General features: G+C 61.9%; 16 protein-coding genes and 2 pseudogenes. 10 read left to right on the top strand and 8 right to left on the bottom strand.

What is annotated here, in order from left to right; translation table 11 throughout:
• Positions 1–7: 7 nt before the first annotated feature.
• Complete coding sequence (locus JG739_RS32285) at positions 8–1,063, bottom strand: ABC transporter substrate-binding protein (protein ID WP_202367833.1); 1,056 nt, start codon at positions 1,061–1,063, stop codon at positions 8–10.
• Between the two features lie 828 nt (positions 1,064–1,891).
• On the opposite strand from JG739_RS32285, the pseudogene JG739_RS35810 reads away from it, so the two are divergent.
• Together JG739_RS35810 and pmtA are read left to right on the top strand one after the other, a co-directional pair.
• Positions 1,892–1,999 (top strand): annotated as a pseudogene (locus tag JG739_RS35810) (ABC transporter ATP-binding protein); the annotation flags it as partial.
• A 154-nt stretch (positions 2,000–2,153) separates the two neighbouring features.
• Complete coding sequence (gene pmtA, locus JG739_RS32280) at positions 2,154–2,747, top strand: phospholipid N-methyltransferase PmtA (protein ID WP_202367832.1); 594 nt, start codon at positions 2,154–2,156, stop codon at positions 2,745–2,747.
• Positions 2,748–2,906: 159 nt separating this feature from the next.
• Here pmtA and JG739_RS32275 read toward each other — a convergent pair whose 3' ends face one another.
• Complete coding sequence (locus tag JG739_RS32275) at positions 2,907–3,146, bottom strand: hypothetical protein (protein ID WP_202367831.1); 240 nt, start codon at positions 3,144–3,146, stop codon at positions 2,907–2,909.
• Positions 3,147–3,189: 43 nt separating this feature from the next.
• A complete protein-coding gene (locus JG739_RS32270) occupies positions 3,190–3,783 on the bottom strand; it encodes a recombinase family protein (protein ID WP_202367916.1) in 594 nt (197 codons plus the stop codon).
• Positions 3,784–3,937: 154 nt separating this feature from the next.
• Between JG739_RS32270 and JG739_RS32265 the strand changes: the two genes are divergently transcribed.
• On the top strand, positions 3,938–6,913 hold the full coding sequence (locus JG739_RS32265; protein ID WP_202367830.1) for a Tn3 family transposase: 2,976 nt from the start codon (positions 3,938–3,940) through the stop codon (positions 6,911–6,913).
• A gap of 318 nt (positions 6,914–7,231) precedes the next feature.
• Positions 7,232–7,453: pseudogene (purU, locus tag JG739_RS32260) on the top strand (formyltetrahydrofolate deformylase); the annotation flags it as partial.
• Positions 7,454–7,850: 397 nt separating this feature from the next.
• Here the strand turns inward: purU and JG739_RS32255 are convergent.
• The 3 genes from JG739_RS32255 to JG739_RS32245 are packed head-to-tail and all read right to left on the bottom strand — an operon-like array spanning position 7,851 to position 8,975.
• Positions 7,851–8,153: a hypothetical protein gene (locus JG739_RS32255; RefSeq protein ID WP_202367829.1), complete on the bottom strand. Its 303-nt coding sequence runs from the start codon at positions 8,151–8,153 to the stop codon at positions 7,851–7,853.
• 9 nt (positions 8,154–8,162) lie between these two features.
• Entirely contained in the window at positions 8,163–8,672 is a 510-nt protein-coding gene (locus tag JG739_RS32250) for a GNAT family N-acetyltransferase (RefSeq protein ID WP_202367828.1), read from the bottom strand.
• Positions 8,673–8,675: 3 nt separating this feature from the next.
• Positions 8,676–8,975, bottom strand: coding sequence for a type II toxin-antitoxin system TacA family antitoxin (locus JG739_RS32245; RefSeq protein ID WP_202367827.1), 300 nt, complete (start codon positions 8,973–8,975; stop codon positions 8,676–8,678).
• 184 nt (positions 8,976–9,159) lie between these two features.
• Here JG739_RS32245 and JG739_RS32240 point away from each other — a divergent pair, with 184 nt between their 5' ends.
• From JG739_RS32240 to JG739_RS32215, 6 genes are all read left to right on the top strand, one after another.
• Positions 9,160–9,957, top strand: a complete 798-nt coding sequence (locus tag JG739_RS32240; protein ID WP_202367826.1) for a hypothetical protein — start codon at positions 9,160–9,162, stop codon at positions 9,955–9,957.
• A gap of 346 nt (positions 9,958–10,303) precedes the next feature.
• Complete coding sequence (gene msuE / locus JG739_RS32235; protein ID WP_202367825.1) at positions 10,304–10,861, top strand: FMN reductase; 558 nt, start codon at positions 10,304–10,306, stop codon at positions 10,859–10,861.
• 86 nt (positions 10,862–10,947) lie between these two features.
• A complete protein-coding gene (locus JG739_RS32230) occupies positions 10,948–12,312 on the top strand; it encodes an LLM class flavin-dependent oxidoreductase (protein WP_202367824.1) in 1,365 nt (454 codons plus the stop codon).
• Between the two features lie 25 nt (positions 12,313–12,337).
• Entirely contained in the window at positions 12,338–13,186 is an 849-nt protein-coding gene (locus tag JG739_RS32225; RefSeq protein ID WP_202367823.1) for an ABC transporter permease, read from the top strand.
• An 81-nt stretch (positions 13,187–13,267) separates the two neighbouring features.
• Positions 13,268–14,272, top strand: coding sequence for an ABC transporter substrate-binding protein (locus JG739_RS32220; protein ID WP_202367822.1), 1,005 nt, complete (start codon positions 13,268–13,270; stop codon positions 14,270–14,272).
• Between the two features lie 7 nt (positions 14,273–14,279).
• Entirely contained in the window at positions 14,280–15,050 is a 771-nt protein-coding gene (locus tag JG739_RS32215) for an ABC transporter ATP-binding protein (protein ID WP_202367821.1), read from the top strand.
• 294 nt (positions 15,051–15,344) lie between these two features.
• On the opposite strand, the gene JG739_RS32210 is transcribed toward JG739_RS32215, so the two are convergent.
• On the bottom strand, positions 15,345–17,237 hold the full coding sequence (locus JG739_RS32210; RefSeq protein WP_202367820.1) for an ABC transporter ATP-binding protein: 1,893 nt from the start codon (positions 17,235–17,237) through the stop codon (positions 15,345–15,347).
• On the bottom strand, positions 17,237–19,090 hold the full coding sequence (locus tag JG739_RS32205; RefSeq protein ID WP_244750025.1) for an ABC transporter ATP-binding protein: 1,854 nt from the start codon (positions 19,088–19,090) through the stop codon (positions 17,237–17,239). Before JG739_RS32205 ends, JG739_RS32210 begins: the two co-directional genes overlap by 1 nt.
• Positions 19,091–19,256: the final 166 nt, after the last annotated feature.

Below are 19,256 nucleotides of genomic sequence, written 5' to 3'. Positions count from 1 at the left end.
GCAGGCGTCAGGAGGCGTTCAGCGCGTTTGTGGCGATCGCCTCGAAGCGCCTGTCGAACAGGTCCTCGGCCTTGATCGCGGGCTTGTTCAATTCCTTGGCCAGGAGATCGATCGTCGCCTGCTGGCGCACGATCACGTCGTTCCAGTCCGAGGGGATGTCGAACTGACCATCAGCGTCGACCAGATACTGGCCATCTTCTGTGTTGAGGCCCTGGGTGGCGACGTAGTAGCCCTCGATCCACTCCTTGGGATGCTCTTCCACCCAACGGGCGGCTAGCGCCCAGTAGCGCACATATTCGCCGAGAGCGGCTGCTTTGGCCGGGTCCTCAAGCACGGCTTGTGGGGCATAGAGATGGGCTGGATCATCGCGCAAGCCGTGCGGGATGGTGGCAGCGCCGTCGGCGCCATACTGGCGCAGATAGCGCTTGATGAGGACGCCCGAGATCGGCGCGACGTCGACTTGCTTGCCGGAGAGTGCCACCGGATAGGCATCGCCTTTGCTGGGCAGTTCGATGAGATCTACATCCTCCTTTTCCAGGCTGGCGGCCTGCAGGACCCTCAGCACCAGCGCGCCTTGTGCCTGACCGGGGCTGAAAGCAATCCGTTTGCCGCGCAAATCCGCGAGCGTCTTGACCTCGACTCCCGGTGCAATGCCGAGTTGATAGATCGGATGCGCAACCGGATCCTTGCGGAACTTCGCGGCAATGATCTTGACCTTGAGCCCCGTCCAGGTCGCGTGGATGGGTGGAATGTCGGCAACCGATCCGACGTCCAATGCGTTGGCGCGAAAGGCTTCGATTGTCTGTGGACCGCCGCTGATATTGGCCCATTCGACCTCGAACGGCAGTTGATTGATCAGCCCCGATAATTCCAGCGCCCTTTGCGTCTCGGGATCGCCGATACGAAGCACAGTGCCCGCCGGGATTTTGGTCGGCAGTTTGCCAGCGTCCGGACTACCTGCCTGGGCAATGAGGGGGGAGAAAGAAGCGACCAAGCCTACCGCGAACGCGGTCACGAACCCACCAAACCTCCTTCTTGAAAATCTCTCCACAGCTAACACCATCGTCTTGCTCCAGTTTTGGGAAGGCTCCGAATTTCGCTGCTAGTATGTCCAGCGATTTGGTAGACTATAAAAGTATCAGGTGCTGTTCTTTGCCACTCAAGGGAAACGCTGTTCGCCTCCAATGCTCATTCGGAGCACGCGCCGCCCAACAACAGGCGGGTTAGGGCGCTGCAGAGCAGCTGGCGTTTCTGATCGGCGCCAACTCACGTCGTCGCCAAAAGCGGTTCCTCATGCCCTATGCGCCTTGCCAGCGAGTTCGGCTTGGAACAGGACCCAGCGTGAAGCTGTCAGCAGAAAAATCGCTTCGGCTCCGGTCGTGGAAGGACAGGCACTATGGCCTGCGATGATTACCGGCCGATCGGAACGGCCGGGCTCGCAAGGACCGGAAGAGCTGCTGTTTCCTTTTTGGGGGTTTCTCTGAAAAGTCTTCAGCTTAAACCTCATTATTGTGGTCCAGCCGTCGTATTTTCCAAGGCCATTACACTGTAGAGTCATAGCACTTTGCCGCCTGCGCGGCAGAGAAGGCTATGGCAAAGCCGGAACAACTAAGACGGCGCAGACCGTCAGGCTCTTCAAAAAATTCAGAGGGGATCGTCATCATTGGTCCGGCGATTGGGAGGCTCGGCCGGCTGAAAAGAGGACGTTGGCAATGGGGCGGCCACGAGATAGCTGGGGTGATCCACGCCACGCATTTGCACGGATCACCTACCAAAAATGGCGGACCGGTCCCGGAATCGAGCCGCCGTCGCGGGTTTTTTGCGGCCGTAGCGGCCTCGCTGTCTGCTGTGCGCCTGGCGAAGCCCGCAGCAGATGAGAAACCCTGCGTGCGTCGCGCTGGCGCTGATGGTGCAGCCGGAGATACGGCTGCTCGACGAGCCGTGAGGGGCTCTCGAGGCCATGACCGAGATTTCCATACAGGAAGAACTGGCGCGCATCTGAGCGAGAAAAACATCATCATGGTGGACAAGGCCAGCCGGCGCGGGCGTTTCGCGCCTCCAGCGCGGCAATCATCCCTGTGAATCAGGCTTGTTTATATGGCGAGACTTCGACAAAAAGTCGCCTCGACGCGGATCGGGAGAAGGGAGCGGATATGGTCTTTCGATTGAAAGAGCGCCTTGGCAAGAAACTTGAGGAAGAAGTGCAATTCTTCAAATGTTGGCAGAAGGATAAGAAAGGTGTGGGCGCACTCATGCCCACGTCGATCCATGCCGCGCGCCGCATGGCTAGTGTGGTCAACCCGCATTCTGGATTGCCGGTTTTGGAGCTTGGTGCCGGGACGGGTGTCATCACCAGGGCCATCCTGGAAAGAGGGATCAAACCGCATCGGTTGACTTCGGTCGAATATTCCAAGGATTTCTATGAAGGCCTGGTGCGACGCTTTCCAGGAGTGGATTTCCGCTTGGGCAATGCGTTTGCCCTGGAAGAAATTCTGGGGGAGCGCCGAGAAAAGTTCGATTGTGTCATAAGCGCAGTGCCGATGTTGAGCTTTCCGATGCAACAGCGTCTCACACTGCTCGAGGATTTGCTTGCACGAATGCCCGCCGGGCGACCTGTGATCCAAATCACCTACGGTCTTCTGTCACCGGTGCTCAAAATGCCCGACCGTTACATCGTTTCTCACTATGATTTCGTCGTTCGCAATGTTCCCCCCGCACAACTCTGGACCTATCGACGAGCAGTGTGACCACAGGGACGCAAGCGCAGGTGGCTTTCGGAATCCTTGTACAGGACTGCAACGCCGACTGAACTTGGTGTGGGGCCAGCCATTCGCGCCTTGGCAGGGCCGCCTTCCATTCCGCATTTTCTGAGGATCAATTGACCGCAGCAGAGAGATGATGTTCGGCTACAAGCATCGAGCGGCGAAGCTTCCGCTAGCGCCTATGTTCTGCGGCATTTCGGCGATGCATTCCTCGAGACGCGCCAGGCGGAACTTCGCGTTGCGAAGTTCATGTCCGGCTTCGAAACGTCGATGGCGTCCTTGAAGTGTGGGCGCTATGAGGTCGCGCTCCAGTTCCGCAATGCGCGCAAGCACCTCCCGAGCCTCGTCCTGACGCAACGCCTTGATCCATCCACGCCCGCGCATCGGTCTTCCTGGGGTCAGAACAAGAGCTGCTCGAAATCATACGCTAAGGTCGAACGGAACGTGAACTGTCGTCTCTGACGCGCATGATGGTCTGTCGGCTGGTTTGGAACTTTCTGGCGAGAGCTGAAACGCTCAGGCCGTTGGCCAGCCCTTTAAGAACATCTTGCTTCCGCGTTTCGTTGAGCCGCGCTGGTCGGCCAAGGGTCTTTCCTTCTGATCTTGCCCGTTTGAGGCCAGACTGCGTGCGTTCGATAAGCAGATCACGTTCGAACTGTGCGACGGCATTGATGACGTTCATGGTCATCTTGCCAGCGGAGCTTGCGAGATCGACACCACCGAGAGCGAGGCAGTGAACCCGGACACCCAATTCCTCCAGTTTTCCTACTGTGGTGCTCACATCGATGGCGTCCCGACCAAGACGGTCGAGCTTCGTCACGATGAGCACATCCCCGGCTTCGAGCTTATCCATGAGCCGGATGAAGCCCCGGCGCCGCGCAATTGCGATACTGCCGGAAATAGTTTCGGTGACGATGCGGCGCGGCTCGATGTGGAACCCGGCGGCCTGGATTTCCTGGATCTGGTTTTCAGTCGTTTGGCCGGTCGTGGAGACACGGACGTAGGCAAAGGTGCGTGGCATAGGCTCGATTCGTCCGAATAGGCTGTCCGAAATGTCGAGCATGTCCGTAATTATGTCAAGCTAATTTGTGGACAGTGCGATTTCACCCTGTACGGAACCGGTCGTTTTCGGACATGCCAGAGGCCATTGGCGCGAAGTTGCATGGAGTAAAGAAATGGCCCGGCGGAAGCTTCTCAAAATTCAGGATCGACAGGAGTTGTTCGACGTGCCGACCGATGAAGACAGCCTGATCCGTCACTATACCCTGTCTCCGGCCGATCGGCTGGAGATCGCAGTCCGGAGGCGCAAACATAACCAGCTTGGCTTTGCCGTTCAGCTTTGCCTGATGCGATATCCGGGTAGAACGCTCATGGCGAACGAAATACCGCCGAGGATGATGCTTCATTATATCGCTGAGCAACTGAACGCCGAACCGGAAAGCTTCAACTCCTATGCGAGGCGTGAGCCGACCCGGCTGGAGCACGTCTCGCACCTCCTCGCCTACCTTGGGATGAGAACCGCAGCAGCTCCGGACCGGCGGGCCGCCTTGATGTCGGGAATCGAAACGGCGGCGACGACCGACAAGGGGTCTTCGATTGCCAAGGCAATCGTCACCACCATGCGGGAACGCAATGTGGTGCTTCCCACGCCGGACACCATCGAGCGGATCGGGCTGGCGGCACGCGCCATAGCGCGACGGCGCGCGGAAGCGGCGTTGATTTCCGGCTTTTCCGCTGAGCAGCTCCAGAGCCTCGACGATTTGCTGAAGGTGGATCCGGCGATCGCACAGACGCGGTTCCATTGGCTACGATCTGCTCCGGACGCACCCGGCTCCAGCAACCTGCTCGCGATGATGGAAAGGCTCTCCTTCATTCGCACCCTCAATATCGATCCCCGCCTGCAAGGCCGCATCCATTCCGGGCGCTGGGACCAGATGATCCGGGAGGGCGATGTCACGCCGGCCTGGCTTGCCGCCGATTTCAACGCCAGCCGTCGGCGCGCGACGATCGTCGCCCAAGTCATCAAGCTCGGCCACAAGCTGACCGACGACGCGGTCACCATGTTCATAAAGCTGATCGGCAGGCTCTTTTCCCAGGCCAACAATCGCAAGAAGCAGCGCCATGCCGAAACGCGTAAAGAGACGGCGAAGGCGCTCCGGCTGTTTCTCGATACGATTTCCGCCCTTCAGGCCGCCAACGACAACGATGAGGATGCGATCGAGACGATCAACCGCTACGTCGGCTGGCATCGTCTGTTGCAGGTAAAGCCCGCTCTCGAAGCCATGGTGGAAAATGGAGATCCTGATCCATTGCTTGTGGCGGTGGAGCAATACGCGAACGTCCGCAAATATGCGGCGCTGTTTCTACGCACCTTCGCTTTCCGCTCGGCTCGCCGGAACGATCCCCTGCTTGCGGCGATTGAAACCCTCAAATCCCTCTACGAAGATGGGCGGCGCAGCCTTCCAGATCGGGTTCCGGTTGCCCATCTCGGCACGACGGCCCGCAAATTGATCTTCAGCGGATCAAAACCTGATCGTCGTCTCTACGAGATTGCCACGCTGGCGGCGTTGCGGGAGCGGCTTCGCTCAGCGGATGTCTGGGTCGAAGGCAGCAGGGTATTTCGCCCGATGGATGAGCATCTCATGCCGCGCCCTGCCTTCACCGATCTCAAAGATACCGACCAGCTCGGCCTCGGCGTCCAGCGCGACGGGGCGCAATGGCTCGCGCAAATGCAGCAATTGCTCGACTTCAATCTGAAACGCCTCGCACACCGCGCCCGGAACGGCAAGCTTGAGGGTGTCCGTCTAGAGGCCGGAACCCTGCTGGTGACGCCGCTGGCCAGCGAAGTTCCTGCCGCGGCCGAGGAACTGAATCTTGAGCTGAACGACATGTACCCGCTCGTCGAGGTGCCGGATCTTCTCAGAGAGGTGCATGAGTGGACGGGCTTTGCCGACCAGTTCACCCATGTGCGAACGGGCGACATGCCGCAAAACATCGCTGCTATGCTTGCCGGCACACTCGCGGACGCAACCAATCTCGGGCCGAAACGCATGGCGGGCGCATCGAAAGGGATCAGCGCCCATCAGATCGGCTGGATGCGCATGTTCCATGCCAGGACCGAAACTTATCGGGCGGCGCAGGCAAGCGTGACCGACGCCCATGCGCGTCATCCCCACGCTCTGCTCTGGGGAAATGGAACGACCGCGTCTTCCGACGGTCAGTTCTTCCGGGCCAGTGATCGTGCTGCAGGGCGCGGCGATATCAACCTCCACTATGGCAGCGAGCCAGGAACCAAATTCTACAGCCATCTCTCCGATCAGTACGGCTACTTCAGCATCCTGCCCATCAGTCCGACTGAAAGCGAGGCGGCCTATGTTCTGGACGGGCTGTTCGACCACGACACCATCCTCGACATCGAGGAACACTTCACCGACACGGGCGGCGCCAGCGACCATGTCTTTGCCCTCTTCGCCCTGATCGGCAAGCGCTTTGCGCCCCGACTGCGCAACCTCAAGGACCGGAAATTCCATACCTTCGAAAAAGCCGATACCTACCCGGCCCTCGCGGACCATATCGGCGTGCGGATCAATACCGCGCTCATCATGGAATATTGGGATGATCTGCTGCATCTGGCGGCGTCGATCCGTGCGCGTACCGTTGCACCCTCGACGATTCTCAAAAAGCTGGCTGCTTCGCCGAATCCGAGTCAGTTGGCCAAAGCCCTGCGGGAACTCGGCCGTATCGAGCGATCCTTGTTCATGATCGAGTGGTATTCCAGTCCGGCCTTGCGTCGGCGGTGCCAAGCCGGTCTCAACAAGGGCGAGGCAGCGCACAAGCTCAAGCGTGCCGTCTTCTTCCATGAGCGAGGCGAAATCCGCGACCGATCATTCGAAAGCCAGGCATTCCGCGCCTCTGGTCTCAATCTTGTCGTCAGCGCGATCGTCCACTGGAACACCGTCTATCTCAGCCGCGCCGTCACCCATCTGCGTCAGGGTGGCCGGAATATCCCCGACGCCTTGCTAAAGCACGTCTCGCCGCTGAGCTGGGAACACATCAATCTCACTGGCATCTATGCTTGGGACACGGCGCCGGACCTTCCGGAAGGCTTCAGGCCGCTCCGCTTGCCGGGGAAAATGCTCTTGGCGGCATGAGGTTCATGCTCCGTTCGACCTTAGCGTATGATTTCGAGCAGTTCTTGTTCTGGCCCCGCAATGGCGCGACGCAGGCGCAGGTGCGCAAGGGCGAGCGCTCAACTACTGTCGTGTTGTGGAAGCAGATCGCTTCGTCCGAGCCGGCAGACGACGATGACGGCGATGATGGTAGCCACCGGCGGATGGTTCCCGGGCGTTTTCGGTGTTCAACGTCGCCTAGGTGGACGGATACGAGCGGCCGCCGACTGACGTCCTGCCGGAGTGTAAGCGTCTGGCGCACGCGGAGGCCTTCACCGCCAACCTTGGGATCAAGACTGTAATCTCGATGAAGGTTCGATCATAGAGCAGGACATAGCATGCATTGCCCACGCCCAGAGCGGGGAGGATTAAGTTTCCATTGGCCGTGATGTCGAACGCCAGATTCTAGCACGCGCGATCCACGCCCATATCCATCACCGTGTATTCCTAAACGGCAACCCTACAGTCGTCTTCCGGCAAGCCCCGGGCTCCTATGCCTCCGACGTATGGGCTGATCGCTAAACCAGCAGTGAAGGTTGAGATGGTGACTTTGCAGGATTTTTCCGGCCGAGATGCGGTCGGCCGAAATTTCAAAACGGGCTTGGCCACCGACGATTGGGCTAATCGTAAGGAGGCTACCGGGGTTCTGAGTTCGATGAGAAAGTTGCGGCCCAATCGACGGTCTCCAACGCAAATCTTGGCAGATTGAAGCGCGTATGCAGGCCGAAATCGACAAGATGCTGCTCCTTGGGGTTGTGGGGTTTTCGCAAAAGCGACATCCATGGCCAATTTGAGCATCTCGGCCGGGTCTTGCGCGATAACATATTGAACGAAACGACGTCATCACGCATAAGCGGGATTGTGATGGAATTCGCTTCGTGGGTTACTACGCGAGCCCGGCCAGCCAGTTCAGTCTCCGTCAACGCCTTAGCCAAGCCCGCATTTCCGCCCGCGACATTGTAGATCGCAGCAATGTCTGGATGTTTTCCCGAGCTGTAGTCTCGGTATCGAACAGAACGTCTTCGAGGCATATGCCGTAGATATCGCGCGTGATGGCACCCGTTTCGCTTTCGATGAGAAGATCCTTCGACGGCTTGTCGAACCAGACTTTGACGCGGCTGCCGATCGCCGGTGATGCGTTCTGAATGTTCGGAATTGGCGGCTTCGCCGGCTTAAATTTTTTGGCATTGCTGAACTCGTTGTTGATCGTGGAAAAAACCATGATCCGTCCTCATCCCTTTCCTGCGGCGATTGAGGCGATGATCGCTGCCATTGAGCGGAACAGGACCAGGGGGTCGTCCTTCGATGGAAGGAATCCGCGCCGCCGCCAGAATTCTGCAGCCTCGTCGTCGACGGCGTTGACCATCAGCGCGCGACCGCCGACGAGCGCAGCCGCGGTCACGCAGCGCTCAAGAGCGTGCTTGAGCAGGCCTGTGCCGATCCCGCGCCCTGCCCAGCCGATGTCGGTCGCAAGTTGCCCGAGCAGAAGGCAGGGCACTGGATCGGGCGGTTGGCCGGTGCGGATGGAGCGCGGCAGGACGCCCGGAACGACTGCGGTCGGCGCGAGGCCATAGTAGCCGACCACACGTCCCGCCTCATGCACGACCAGGACGGCGGTGAAGCCCTTCTCCTGGTTGGAGAGCGCACGGGTCATGAGCCAATGGTCGAGAGTCGGTTTTCCGCAGGTGAACTCGGAAACGTCGTGAGCCGCGGTGAGCGGTTCGGGAGGCGAGAGGGCCAAGGCTCAGCTTTTTGCGACGTAGCCGGGTTCCCACGGCGCCGGACGCTTTGCCAGTTCAACGATCTCGGGCACCGGGGTCGCAGGTCCGGACAGGACCGCCATGAAGTCGGCGAAGCCCTCTGGGCTCATGCGAATGAGCCGGTTTTCCATCAATACGTCCTCGGCGGCGCGAACGGCAGCCTCGCGCACGAAGTCCGTGCGTGATCGGCCGCGCAGGCCGGCGGCGCGATCGATCATTGCGACGTCGGCCTCGGGGAGGCGCATCGAGATCGGGTGTTCCTTGCGTTCAGCGCTGGTGGTCATGGTTTTTCTCCTGCGTGTAAAAAGATAGACGGGTGTAGCGCAAATTACAATACATTAGTCTACCGGTTAGCGGGATCGCTCTTGATCGCATGTGCGAGACCAGGGTGGAGGAACGAACGAGCTCTTGACTAAACTCCCAGTTTGTGGATGTTATTAACTGACACTAGCTGGGAGTTTTTGAATCATGGCTCGCCCTGGACGCACCGCCGCGGAAGTTTTCACCTCTCGTGAAGTCGCCATCGCTGCGGGTCTGCCGCCCCGAAACTTCGCGTTGCTGGTGGATCAGGGGCTTGCCCCTCGGCCAACGAGCGATGGCTCCGGAAAAGCTGGCCATCGCACATATGACAGCGCTGGCGTCGCGCATGCCGCGTTGATCGGCGCGCTTCATCTCGCCGGATTTGAGCTGTTGGTATCGGCCCGCTTGGCGGCCGCATTCGCGGACGACTATGGCGCGAGCCATGGCAGGCTGCCGTCGAATCTCAACGCCTATGTCCGGAGCGAGTTGAACCCGAACAAGGGTTTGCCCTGGGGCGAGATGCCCAAGGACCTGCCACTCGATTTCGAGCAGGACTATTGGCTGCACTATCTGCTGCGCAACCGATCGACGATTTATCGGCGCGGGATCGCAATCCGAGGCGATTGCATCATCGACATTGCGGACCACGCGTTCGTCCTGACACATATGCTGGGGCTGGAGAAGATCAAGATTTTCTCTCCGGCTTCGGGAGAGGGACTTCCGGCGAGCCCTGACTACCGGATCATCGGACGAGGGCCTTCCGCGCGCATCGTTCCCATTCATGAGGAGGTTGATAGTCTCGACTTTCAGATCGACCCAAAGTCTGCGGAGAAAATGCGGCGGCTTGAGCGCGAATATATCGACGGGCGCAAGGATGCGGTGACCGTCGTTCAGCTCAATCTGTCGCTGGCAATCCGCAACGCCTTTGATCGATTGCAGGACGACCGCGAGAAGAAGGCGGCGTAGCGAATGGAAGCGACCGGTGACGGCCCGATCAAAAGAGTACCGCGACAGAGGCTGAGACGGATTGGCAAACATGAAGATGGGTGAAATCACTTTCTGCCACCAAAGCGGAATTCAAGCCCATCTTCGAGACATTCTGCGAGCGCTACAATGCCGAGAGATCCCTTCGATCTTTTGCTTGTGGTTGATGATGGCGGCCCTTCGCCACCCGCAGCCGCCTCAAAATGACCAATCACGCACGAATATGAAAACCTGATCCTCATATCCGATGACAATTGAAATCCTCTCCCTCTCCTAATTCTACAAAATTAGTAGCGTTACTCAGCAGTCGCGGATCAAGGAGAATGGGATGTCAGCAAAGCTCGTTTTGGGAATATCGGGCAACATAACTCGCCCCTCAAAAACCCGGACCTTCGTGGAACACATAGCCGGGCAGGTCGCGTCACGCATAGGCGCGGCCTCGGCCACATTCGACATCCAGGATCTTGGCCCCTCGCTCGGCCAGGCCCGGCGGCTGGGCGAACTCGATCCGGCCGCCCGAAACCTCCTTGATCGGCTCGGCGATGCCGATGTCCTTGTGGTTGGCTCGCCCACCTACAAGGGCAGCTACACCGGCCTGTTCAAGCACTTCTTCGACCTGCTCGACCCGTCTGCGTTGCGGGGCAAACCGGTGATCCTCGCCGCCACCGGCGGCGGCGAGCGCCATTCGCTCATCGTCGAGCACCAGCTTCGCCCGCTGTTCGGCTTCTTCGAGGCGCTGACAATGCCGACCGCCATCTACGCCTCCGACCGCGATTTTTCGGACGGCGTGCTTGTCTCGGAGGCGATCCGCGCCCGGGCGCAGCAGGCTGTCGCCGAGGCGTGTCGGGCCATCGGCGGAACTGAAAGCGTCAGCCTGGCCGCCTAGCCGGCCGCATTAACAAAAGCACTGACGGCCCGCGCCTGCCCGGCGCGGGACCGGTGGCGTGCGCCCGAAAATCCACGGAGAATCCCATGACCAGCCATCGCAAGTCGAAACAGATCAAGCTCGGCGCCTTCCTCCCGGGCGGCGGCCAGCACATCGCCGCCTGGCGCCATCCGGAGGCGCCGGCTGACGGCGCCACCAACTTCGAGTTCCACAAACAACTCGCCCAGACCGCCGAGCGCGGCCTGTTCGATGCCTACTTCCTCGCCGACAACCTGTCGGTCGGCCTCGGCGGCCGCGAGGGCGGCAACGCCAAGATCGCCGGCTTCGAGCCGGTCACCTTGTTTGCCGCGCTCGCCCCGCTGACCAGCCACATCGGCTTCATCGCAACCGCCTCGACCACCTACGAGGAGCCCTACACGCTTGCCCGCAAATTCGCCTCGCTGGACCTGCTGACCGGGGGCCGCGCCGGCTGGAACGTGGTCACCTCGGCCGGCGACGACACGGCGAGGAACTTCAACCGCGACACCCAGCCCGACCACGCCGACCGCTACGCCCGCGCCCACGAGCATGTCGAGGTGGTCAAGGCGCTGTGGGACAGCTGGGAGGACGACGCCTTCATTCGCGACAAGGCGAGCGGGCGGTTCTACGACACCGGCAAGGTCCACGACATCGACCATCGCGGCAAGCATTTCAGCGTCAAGGGCCCGCTCAACGTGCCGCGTCCACCGCAGGGCCATCCGGTCGTGGTTCAGGCCGGCCAGTCCGAGGACGGACGCGGGCTGGCGGCCGCCTCGGCGGAAGTCATCTTCACCGCGCACCAGAACCTCGCCTCGGCGCAGGAATTCTACCGCGACATCAAGAAGCGGGTCCGGGCGGCCGGGCGCAATCCCGACCATGTGCTGATCATGCCCGGCGTCGCGCCCTTCGTCGGCCGCACCGAGGACGAGGCGCGCGAAAAATACCGACAGCTCACCGACCTGATCCTGCCCGATGACGGCGTCGCGCTGCTCAACGGCCTTGCCGGCCAGACGCTCGACATCCGAGGCTATCCGCTTGACGGGCCGCTGCCGCCGAGCCGCGAGACCGAGGGCATGAAAAGCCGCCAGGCGCTGATCCGCCAAATCGCCGACGAGCATAACTTCACCATTCGCCAGCTCTATCAGTGGATCGCTACAGCGCGCGGCCACTACACGGTGATCGGCAGCGCGGTGCAGGTCGCCGACCAGCTCGAGGAATGGTTCCGCAACGAGGCCGCCGACGGCTTCAACATCCTGCCGCCTTGGTTGCCCGGCGCGCTCGACGATTTCGTCGAGCTGGTCATCCCCGAATTGCAAAAGCGCGGCCTGTTCCGCACTGCCTATGAGGGCCGCACGCTGCGCGAAAACCTCGGCCTGCCGCGCCCCGAAAATCCCTGGACCGCCGCCCGCGCGCTTGCGCCGGCCGCCGAATGACCCGCCGTCAGCAAAGGACACGACCATGAGTTTGCAGCAGATTGAGCGGCCGTTCCTCCTCGGCCGCGACCCCGAAGAACCCGGCTTTGCCGCCGGCCTCGCGCGCAGCGCTCCCGCCGCCGCCGGCGCCTTCCTCTCGCGCTACGGCGTGCTGCTTGGCTTCCTGGCCTTGTGGCAGATCGCCAGCAGCGCCGGCTGGATCAACGCGGCGGTATTCCCGCCGCTGAACACCATTGTCGCCGCGCTTTGGGACGGTCTCGCCGGCGGCGCGCTGCTCGATGACATTGCCATCAGCCTGCAGCGCTCCGGCACGGCCTTTGTCGCGGCGGTGCTGGTCGCCATCCCGCTCGGCCTGTTCATGGGCCAGGTCCGGGCCGTCGAGCGCGCGCTCGACCCGATCCTGCAGGTCTTCCGCCAGACATCGGCGCTGGCGCTCTATCCAGTGTTCATCCTGCTGCTCGGCCTCGGCGAGGCGTCGAAGATTTTCGTGATTTTCTGGGCGACGCTGTTCCCGCTGCTGCTCAACACGATCGGCGGCGTTAAGGAGGTGGACAAAAGACTCATCGAGATGGCGCGGGTTTACGGCGCGTCCAGGCTCACCGTCTTCCGCCGCGTCGTGCTGCCGGGTTCGGTGCCCTCCATCTTCGTGGGGCTCCGGCTCTCCGCCACGACGGCGCTCCTGCTCCTCATCGCCTCCGAGATGATCGGCGCCAACAAGGGCGTAGGCTTCCAGGTCATGAACGCACAGTACAACTTCCAGATCCCGCTGATGTTCGCGGCGATCCTGCTGCTCGCAGCGCTCGGCCTGATCGCCAACTACGCGCTGGTCTTGCTGCAACGGCGGCTCTGCCGCTGGAGCGAGGCGATCGGCTGAAACGCACCGGCGGCTCGCACCTCTCGCCTGCCCATACCCCCCGAAACCATCAACGCATCAGAACCCAAGGGACCCAAGACCATGACATTCTCGTTCCGCTTCCCGAAAATCGGTGCCGTCGTCGCCGCCGGCCTGCTCGCCTCGACCTTCGGCGTCACCTTGCCGGCGAGCGCGGCCGATCCGGTCAAGCTGCGCTACCTCGCGAGTCAGGGCGGCATCTCCCCGCACGAGCTCGCCCAAGAGCTCGGCTACTTCAAGGACCTCGGCATCGAGCTTGAAAACGTCGGCTACGCCCAGGGCGGACCGGCCTCGCTCTTCGCGTTAGCCGGCGGCAGCGTCGACATCGGCGGCGCCGCCACGGCGGCTGTGCTCAACTCCATCGCCGGCGGCAACGACTTCGTCGCCGCCTACCCGTCGAACGGCATTGACGATCGGGTCCAGAGCTCCTTCTATGTGCTGAAGGACAGCCCGATCAAATCGATCAAGGACATTGTCGGCAAATCGATTTCGGTCAATACGCTCGGCGCTCATCTCGACTACACCGTGCGCGAGGCGCTGCACCAGAACGACTTGCCGGAGAATGCGGCCAACCTGATCGTCGTGCCCGGCCCGCAGCTCGAGCAGACGCTGCGCTCCCATCAGGTCGACATCGCCGGCGTCGGCTACTGGCAGTCCACCTTCGAGGGCCCGTTGAAGGCCAATGGTGGCGTGCGCGTCATCTTCGACGACACCGACGTGCTGGGCGAGATCGCCGGCGGCTTCACCGTGCTGCGCCGCGACTTCGTCGAGGCGCATCCGGAGGCCGCGCGCAACTTCGTTGAGCAGTCGGTCCGCGCTGCCGACTGGTCGCGCGAGCATCCGGAGGAAGCTCGCGCCCTGCTGGCGAAGATCTTCACCGAGCGCGGAGAGAACGCGGATCTGGCGAAGCACTGGCGCGGCTTCGGCCTGCGCGCAGGCGCGCAAGCCGTGCCGCGCGATCTCGAATTCTGGATTGGTGTCCTGGAGCGCGAGGGCAGCCTGCCCGAAGGCAAGCTCAAGGTCGCCGACATCCTGTTCGATCCCAACGCCGCCGCCAAGTCGAACTGAGGCGAACATGGGCATCCAGCAAACCGCAAGCCGAGGCGAGGTTTCGATCCGGGACCTCTCCAAATCCTTCGCCATAAACGGCCGCTCGCTCAATGTGCTGAAGGGCCTCAGCCTCGACGTGCGCCCCGGCGAATGCCTGGTCATCGTCGGCGCCAGCGGCTCGGGCAAGACCACGCTGCTGCGCGTGCTGGCCGGCCTGGAACAGGCCGACGGCGGCCGCGTGCTGATCGATGGCGCGCCGGTCAGCGGCGTCGGCGCCGAGCGCGCGGTTATCTTCCAGGAGCCTCGCCTGCTGCCCTGGCTCACCGTGCTCGGCAACGTCGTCTTCGGCCTGGAGGTGCGCGGCGCGCCCAAGGCGGAGGCCGAGGAGCGGGCGCGCGGCTGCATCCGCCTGGTGGGCCTCGGCGACTTCGCCGACGCCTATCCGCGCCAGCTCTCCGGCGGCATGGCGCAGCGTGTCGGCATCGCCCGCGCACTGACTGTCCAGCCCGAGATCCTGTTGCTCGACGAGCCGCTCGGCGCGCTCGATGCCATGACCAAGATCACCATGCAGGAGGAACTCGCCCGCATCTGGCGCGAGGAGAACGTCACCATGATCATGGTCACCCACGACCTCGAGGAGGCCGTCTACCTCGGAGACCGAGTGCTCATCCTGCCCAGGGAGAAGGGTGCCGCCGCGCGGCTGATCGACATCGAGCTGCCGCGCCCGCGCGACCGCAGCGAAGCCCGGTTCGTGCGCCACCGCGAGGCGCTGCTGCGCGAGTTCGGCCTGCATTGAACAAGGGCGACGTTGCTTGATCTGAACGAGCCTATGCAATTCGAAAGTCTAGAATTGGCCAGTGAACCGCCCCTGGGTTTCTGGACCACCGGAGGCTATCGTCTATACGCTTCTTTCACGAAGACGGCTGGTTGCGCTCCCGACTTTATCCACGAGATCGGCACTTCGTTGCCGATCGACCCCAACCGGCCGCCGCTTGTCGGCACGACGAGCGTGCTGTCCCGACAGAATCTTTTGGTCTCGTCGGAAGGACGGTCCCCCGGATTCGCCGTGACCAGGTTCTGCCAGTCTCGATCACGTCGCTTTGCCGACCGCTGATTCCATCCCCATCTCTTCCTCGGAAACATCGTCGAACGACGCGTAGTTCATATTGTAGAGGCGCGCGTAGAGACCCTTTCTTTCCATCAGCTGTTCGTGGTTGCCGCTTTCGACGATCTCGCCGTTCTGCAGGACGATGATGCGGTCGGCGCCGCGGATCGTGGCCAGCCGGTGGGCAATAACCAGCCCTGTCCGGCCATCCAGCAGTTTTATCAGCGCCTTCTGGATCAGCATCTCGGTATAGGAATCGATGCTGGCCGTGGCTTCGTCGAGCACAAGAATCTTGGCGTCGGCGACCAGCGCCCGCGCGAAACTGATCAGCTGGCGCTGGCCGAGCGAGAGATTACCGCCACGCTGCTCGAGTTCGGTGTCGTAGCCATCGGGCAAGTTCTCGATGAAGTCGTGCGCGCCGACGGCCAGTGCGGCGCGGACCACCTCCTCGCGGCTGGCGCCGGTTTTATGATAGCGGATGTTCTCCAGCACCGTTCCTGAGAACAGGAACGGCTCCTGCAGCACCATTGCCACCTGCTCTCCGAGCGAATCCTGTGTCAGGTCGCGCACATCGTGCCCGCCGACCAGGACCTGACCCGACCAGACATCGTAGAAGCGGTGCACCAGCGCCATCGAACTGGACTTGCCCGATCCGGTCGGGCCGACAAGTGCTACGGTCTCGCCCGGATTGACGCGGAAGGAGACGTTCTTCAGCACCGGCAGGTTCTGCCGGTAGCCGAAGGTGACGTTCCTGAACTCGACCGAGCCGTCCATGTCGCGCGACAGCTTAACAGCATTGTCCTTGTCGCTGACGTCCACCGGCACGTCGAGCACTTCGGAGATGCGCTGGCCCGAAGCCATGGCGCGCTGCATCACGCTGTACTGCATGGTGAGCGAGCGGATCGGGTCGAAGAAGCGCTGGATGTAGAACAGGAACGCCACCATGACGCCGACGTCGAGGCTGTGCGACAACACCATCGAGCCGCCCACGACGATGACTGTCGCCATGGCGAACCCGGTCAGCGTGTCGACGATCGGCACCATCACCTGCGCATACCTGGCCGACCTCAGATGGGCATTGAGATTGGCCAGCACCTTCTCGTCATAAAGATCGAAATTGACATGCTGGCGTTCCAGGCTCTGTACCGTGCGCACGCCATGGATGCCTTCAGCCAGCGCACCGTTGGCGATCGAGTTGGTTTCATGCGCCGCCATGAAGGCGACCTTGGCGCGCGGCAGCCAGAACACGCGCACGATGAACAGCACCGGCATGGTCGACAGCGTCAGCAGACCGAGCCGGAAATCGAGCCAGAGCAGGACGCTGACGATGCCGAACAACAGCACGATGTCGCCCACCGACATCACCGACGTTTCAAGGAATTCCTGCATTGAATTCACGTCGCCCTGCAGGCGCGACATCAGCCGGCCGACCTCGGTCTTGTCCATGAAGCCCAGCGAGACCCGCTGCAGGTGGCTGAACATGGCGCGGCGCAGGTCGGAGAGCACATTTTCGGCCACCTTGCCGACGACGCTCTCCTGCACATAGCTGGCGCCGTAGTTGATGAGGATGATCGTCGCGAAGGCGCCCATAGCCCAGATCATCACCCACCGGTCGAGCCTGCCCGCCGCCATGCCGTGGTCGATGGCGTAGCGGATGACCAGCGGGATCGCCAGCTGCGTCAGCGTGAACACCAGGACCGCGGCGACCGAGATAAAAATCCGGCCCCGATACGGTTTCACGAAACTCCAGATGCGCCGCACGATGCGCGGATCATAGGCCTTGCCGAAGACTTCTTCCTCGTCCCGGTGCGAGCCGACGACCGCCTTTTTCGGCCGCCCGCTGGTGTCTTCCTTCTCGTCGCCGCTATTTGTCGACATCACGCGGCTCCCGTTACAACGGGTCGGTCATCGTCCGACCGCAGCTGCAGGTCGTATAGGGCGCGGTAGCGTCCGCCGAGCGCCAGCAGTTCCTCATGCGTGCCGCGCTCGACGATCCGGCCGCCCTCCACGAACAGGATCTGGTCGGCATGCATCAGTGAACTCAGCCGGTGCGAGATGATGAGCGTCACGCGGTCCTTGGCGAAGCGTTTCATCGCTGCCCGGATCCGCTGCTCGGTGCCGGCGTCGATGGCAGCAGTTGAATCGTCGAAGACCAGCACCGATGGCCGCAGCATCAGGCTGCGGGCGATGGTCAGGCGCTGGCGCTGGCCGCCGGAAAGCGACGCGCCGCGTTCGCCAACGACTGTGGTGTAGCCGGCGGGAAGCCCGATGATGTAGTTGTGCAATTGGGCATACTCGGCGGCTTGCCCGATGCGGGTCTCGCGCGCCCATGGATTGCCGTAGGCGATGTTGTTCTCGATCGAGGTGGTGAACAGGAATGCGTCCTGCTGCACCACGCCGACCGCCTTGCGCAGCGATTGCAGCGTGACCTTGCTGATGTCCTGGCCATCGATGGTGATGGCACCTGACGTCACATCGTAGAAGCGCGGGATCAGGTGCGCGATGGTCGACTTGCCGCTGCCGGGCGGACCGACAATGCCGATGGTTTGCCCGGATCTTGCCTCGAAGGAGATCCCGGATAGCGTCGGGCGGCCAGCGCCCGCGTAGCGGAAGCCGACATTGTCGAAGCGCAGCACACCGTCAGTGACGACAAGATCCCTGGCGTCGGGCGCGTCCTCGATATCGAGTTCGGTGTCCAGCAGTTCGAACAGACGCGTGCCGCAGGTCGAAGCGCGGGCGAATGAATTGACCATCAGGCCGAGCTGGCGCACTGGCATCTGCAAGATGGTCATGAAGGTGAGGAACTGGGCCAGCGTGCCGACGCTGATCTGGCCCGCAATCACCTTCTGGCCGCCGAACCAGAGCACCAAGCCCATGGCGGCGAGGAACGAGAAGTTCATGGCGCTGGTATTGCTGACGCGGATGCCGACGCGCTGGTTGGCGAGGTCCAGCGCATCCTGCTTGGCGCGGTCGAACTTTTCCAGCTCATGCCGCTGCGCCGCAAAAGCACGCACGACACGGATGCCACCGAGGTTCTCATCCATCACCCGGCTCAGCACCGACAGCCGCTCTTGCAACGTCAGCCAGGTGCTGCGCAGCGCCAGCTGCGTGACCGAGGACCGCCAAGCGACGAACGGCACAAAGCTCAGGCTGAGCAGCCCGAGCACGAGATCGGTGCTGATCAGCAGATAAGCGCCGACGCCGATCAGCACGCCGAGCAGCACGACGCGCAGGATGCCGGTGGAGAAGAACATGCGCACGCCGTCGAGATCGAGCAGGCCGAGCGTGATGAGATCGCCGGTATGGACCCGGTCATGGAAGGAGAAGCTCAGGCGCTGGATCTTCTCATAGAAAGCCAGCCGCAGTTCATAGCCGGTCCGGTGGCCGACGGCCTCGCCATAGTAATTCTGCGCCATAGTGAAGAGGCCGCGCAGGATACTGACGACGAGCAGCGTGAGCGCCGTGTTCCACAGCGCGTGCTCTGCCGCAGGACCAGCACCAGCAGTCAAGACGCCCTGCGCCTGGTCGATGGCGCGTCCCAGCAAGCGTGGAATGAAAAGCTGCAGTGTCGCGGCAATGAAGGTCGAAACGATGGTGATGGCGACTTGCCAGGGATGGCGCAGCGTCATTCGCACGATACGCAGCAGGGTGCTGAGGCCTTTGCCCCAGGAGGCTTCCGCCACATGGACAAACGATTTGCCGCGCTTCGCCGCGCCGCTGGTTGCATCCATACGCAAGGGAAATACCCAGACCAATCCGGACATTAGCCCGGACGAATGAAGCAGACTCAATTCAGATGGCGATGTTACGCGTGTCCGACTTGACCGTTCAAGGGGCCAATGGCGGCATCGCACTATGCCTGAAAGGCGTGCAGCCATTGGTCGTCGCGATCCTCCG

The sequence above is a fragment of the Mesorhizobium sp. L-2-11 genome, from assembly GCF_016756595.1.
GTDB lineage: Bacteria > Pseudomonadota > Alphaproteobacteria > Rhizobiales > Rhizobiaceae > Mesorhizobium.
Note: the sequence above shows the minus strand (reverse complement) of the source record. Positions and strands in the feature narration are given on the sequence as shown.